Source organism: Tissierella sp. P1 (assembly GCF_002266425.1).
GTDB lineage: Bacteria > Bacillota > Clostridia > Tissierellales > Tissierellaceae > Tissierella > Tissierella carlieri.
Window position 1 is genome coordinate 1 of record NZ_NPMN01000068.1, and the last position, 3,817, is coordinate 3,817.

The 3,817-nt window shown below is 25.9% G+C and carries 6 protein-coding genes; 2 read left to right on the forward strand and 4 right to left on the reverse strand.

Annotation, left to right across the window (positions count from 1 at the left end; translation table 11 throughout):
* Positions 1 to 399: 399 nt before the first annotated feature.
* The 3 genes from CIW83_RS21640 to CIW83_RS21650 all read right to left on the reverse strand — a co-directional run bounded on the left by CIW83_RS21640 (position 400) and on the right by CIW83_RS21650 (position 2,194).
* Positions 400 to 633 (reverse strand): hypothetical protein, encoded by a 234-nt coding sequence (locus CIW83_RS21640; RefSeq protein ID WP_094904499.1) that lies wholly within the window; start codon positions 631 to 633, stop codon positions 400 to 402.
* Positions 634 to 779: 146 nt separating this feature from the next.
* Entirely contained in the window at positions 780 to 1,520 is a 741-nt protein-coding gene (gene ymfI, locus CIW83_RS21645; protein ID WP_094904500.1) for an elongation factor P 5-aminopentanone reductase, read from the reverse strand.
* Positions 1,521 to 1,774: 254 nt separating this feature from the next.
* Positions 1,775 to 2,194: a hypothetical protein gene (locus tag CIW83_RS21650; RefSeq protein ID WP_201260094.1), complete on the reverse strand. Its 420-nt coding sequence runs from the start codon at positions 2,192 to 2,194 to the stop codon at positions 1,775 to 1,777.
* 366 nt (positions 2,195 to 2,560) lie between these two features.
* Between CIW83_RS21650 and CIW83_RS21655 the strand changes: the two genes are divergently transcribed.
* A complete protein-coding gene (locus CIW83_RS21655) occupies positions 2,561 to 2,770 on the forward strand; it encodes a hypothetical protein (protein ID WP_094904502.1) in 210 nt (69 codons plus the stop codon).
* A gap of 175 nt (positions 2,771 to 2,945) precedes the next feature.
* On the opposite strand, the gene CIW83_RS22445 is transcribed toward CIW83_RS21655, so the two are convergent.
* A complete protein-coding gene (locus tag CIW83_RS22445; RefSeq protein WP_158220212.1) occupies positions 2,946 to 3,095 on the reverse strand; it encodes a hypothetical protein in 150 nt (49 codons plus the stop codon).
* A gap of 523 nt (positions 3,096 to 3,618) precedes the next feature.
* Here CIW83_RS22445 and CIW83_RS22450 point away from each other — a divergent pair.
* The gene (locus CIW83_RS22450) at positions 3,619 to 3,759 is read left to right on the forward strand and encodes a hypothetical protein (RefSeq protein ID WP_158220213.1); all 141 of its coding nucleotides are present in this window, start codon (positions 3,619 to 3,621) and stop codon (positions 3,757 to 3,759) included.
* Positions 3,760 to 3,817 lie beyond the last annotated feature (58 nt).

Sequence of the window (3,817 nt, forward strand, 5' to 3'; positions counted from 1 at the left end):
GCTTATTTATCTGATTTTTTCTGCCTATTTTGAGTAATATTCTTTCAGCACCTTGGCCAGAATTGACAAAAATAAAAATAAGTACTAATGCTACAATAAAAGCATATAGTTTTACTACTGAATCACCAAGTTTCTTCTTAATGATTGACTGTATTACATTCGGTCTTAATTACAAATACAGAATATATTCATTTCACTAGTCTTTGAATAATGAACTGTATACCAGCCACCAATAGCCCCGCAACCACTGAAACAAGAGTTTTGAAAACTATCATATGCTTTATACTTTCAACGAAGTATTCCAATTTTGAATTACCTATATAGACTGAACGATACGGTATTAAAGTAAATATTCTGTTATGTAATTATTACATTTTATATAAAACATTCACATATAAACTAAGATTTATTTTTTGACTTTGAACGTAACACCAGCGATACTATAAAGCATAGAATACTTGGTACCAAAAATATTATCCCATGAATTATATTATAAACAGATAATGGTGTAGAAGCATACGAAGTAATTGTATTAGTATAATAATCATAACGTATATATGCTAAACCTCCGAAAAAACATATCAGCAATACAATACCAATACCAAATAGGATTTTTTCTAAAGTATATTTCATTATTTCATATCCTTTCATAAATTTCTTAATTCTATATTATATTTTTTATTTAGTTTCATATATCCAGTAAGAAAACTATACCATATTTCCTATATTGCCGTAATAGAATCTTGATTTTTGATACCCTGTTATTCAGTTTTTAAGGTTCAAATTACAAAACCTCCATTTGGACTAATTATCTGCCCGGTTACAAAATCAGAGTATGAAGACGCTAAATAAAGTGCACATCCGGCTATATCATTAGGACTTCCTAATCTCATTAATGGTGTATTTTCTTTAAGAACACATAATTCATCCTCATTATATGGCGAAAGCATATCTGTCTGAATGACTCCAGGTGCAATACAATTCACTTGAATATTCGATGGTCCCAGTTCCTTAGCCAATGCTTTGGTTAATCCAATTATAGCAGCCTTTGAGGCAGAATAATGAGCTTCACAAGAAGCTCCAACAATTCCCCATATAGAAGAAATATTAACAATTTTTCCCCTCTTATTAGGAAGCATATATTTTAATGCACTCTGAGAACAGTAAAATACACTTTTAAAATTAACATTCAAAATCTCATCTAAATCTTCCTCTGTAATATCTGTAAATATCTTTTCTTGACTTATTCCTGCATTATTTATGAGTACGTCAAGTCCTCCAAACTTTTCAACACAAAACTTCATCATCAATTCTACCTCATTCCTCTTAGAAACATCTGCCTTAAATATCTTTACAGATAATCCTTTATTTCTAAGTTTATTATATAAATATAAAGCATTTTTTTCAGAGTGGTTAAAATTAATTAATACATTATATCCTTTATTGGCAAATAATTCTGCCATTGATTGTCCAATACCTCTCGAAGCACCAGTTATAATAACGGTTTTTAAATGCGACATATATTAAAGTCTCCTTCTATATTTAATTATATATTACCTACTAGCTTTTGTGACATAAATATATATTTGATTCAATTTATAAAGTTCCATTATTGCAGATTATTCATATAGACATTATAACATATATCATTAATTTATTCGGATTGTAGAATAAACATTTTTATTTTTAATAACCTATTACTTAAAACATAAAATACCATATAATTTTTTTGTAAATAATACAGTATTTTACAGGTTATTCGTTTTTTCATAACTTAGATAAATTTATAATATGGTTTTTCTTCTCCAAATATCCAATACCTTATATAGTCGTAAAGGATTATAGTTGGTAAAGAAAGAAAAAACCATAGAATGCTATATTTTAAACATATCTGCCCCATAAAGTTAAATTTTAAATTACTATAATCCCAAATATCTAATCCCATCCCTAAATTTAAAATTAACCCAAATACTAATTCTAATACTGTGATAATTAAACAAGATATAACTTGCTGCAGCAATAAAGACTTATTAAATGTGAAATAATGTTCACCTATTAAACCCACTAATATAAAACATAATCCACCTAGAATAAGCATTGTCATATGAGAGTATCCTCTCCACAATATCTCAATAAAAAAATAGGATATTCCTCCAATTATGAATAAGATTAAATATTTAATTAACTGCTTCATTTTCCTCATCCTTTATACTATTTAGAATAATACTTTTTACCTTATATAGTGTAAAAGATTTTTCTTTAAATATTCAGTTGAAGGTATTAAAGAAGATTATAAGATGCAGAATTAATCACTTTTATTATAATACTTTTTAATTCTTCTTAAATAATCATTATACATACCATATCTGTAAATATTAATGAAGCTTTAAGGCATGTTTTGAAAACATCGAACTCACAGTTAAAGAAAGAAATTCAACGTAGTTTTAGTTTTAACCTTATTAAGATAGTAACAATTCTATAAAAGCTTTTAAAATTTTTCTTTTTCGGATAATCCATCTTTAAGAAGAATATATTTTAATAAAATGTTAGGAGTGATAGTATGGATATAAAAAATGATCCTATTTACCAAGAGGAAACGATTAAAGAAAAAGCTAGGTTGGATGAAATTGAAAGAAGAAAGAAACTTGATGAGGAAAAGAAAAAAAGTGAACAGAATAAAAATCTTATTAAATATTTAATAATAGGAATAAGTTTTCTGATATTTCTATATATCACGGTATACATACCTTTTAGTAATATGTTCAAATAATGTAAAAAACGATAGAATTAAATCTTATCTGAAGTTCTGTCATACTGACATAAATTCCCCTGTTTTAACTTCTTATTATTTATATTCTATATGAAACTTGATTTTACTTTTTATTTTATAAGGAAACTTATACAAATCAGTCATATGTCACAAAAAAAGACTAGGATATCTAATCCTAGTTATTACTCTTGCTGAACTCAATAAGTAATATAAATACTGCTTTTCTGACTACTCTAATTATATAATCTCTTTCAGCCTGTGAAAACTTTGAAGACTCTGATTGAGCTAATAAATTTTTAGTTATAAATAACAGGTCCTCTACCATTATTTATCACCCTTTATATAAGATTTACTTATATAATTCTATATACGATTGAAGAAATCCTTCTTTTTTGAAGAAATTAAAATATAAAAATAAATGTTACTTTAATATTGACTATTATATTTTTCTTTATCTTTATATCACCTAATTTAATTAAGTCAATATAATATTATTAGGCATTAGAACATGTCTTATCAACAGTTTATCTGTTTATAAACAAAAACGCCCCCATATATAAAGAGACCTTTTATAGGGTCTCTTTGATATTTCAATTTAGTTAAGCTAACAATATTTTCTTAAATATAATCAATTACTTCTCATCTATTTCTATCTGTTATTATTATTCAATTTAGTAATTTTACTATATATCAACTTTATTAATAAAATAAGAATATTTATGTAAACCATCTCATAGAATAATATTGAGACATATATTGGCTATTTATTTCTTATATCCCTATGCAGTTTAATCTCATCTCTATGAAATATTTAACTCATTTGAGTTTATATATAGGAGGTGATGTAAATGCTATTTTGGGAAAAACTCTTAACAATTTTAACAGCTCTACTTAATTTAATAATCAGCATAATTACTCTTAATTCTACTAAAAAAAATACAAAGAACTCAGCTACAAATGAAGAGTTCTCTGCACAAAAAGATGTTTAGTTTCATAGGGGAGCTGGCACCTCCCCTATAAATCTTCTTCCTTTCTATTATATCAATA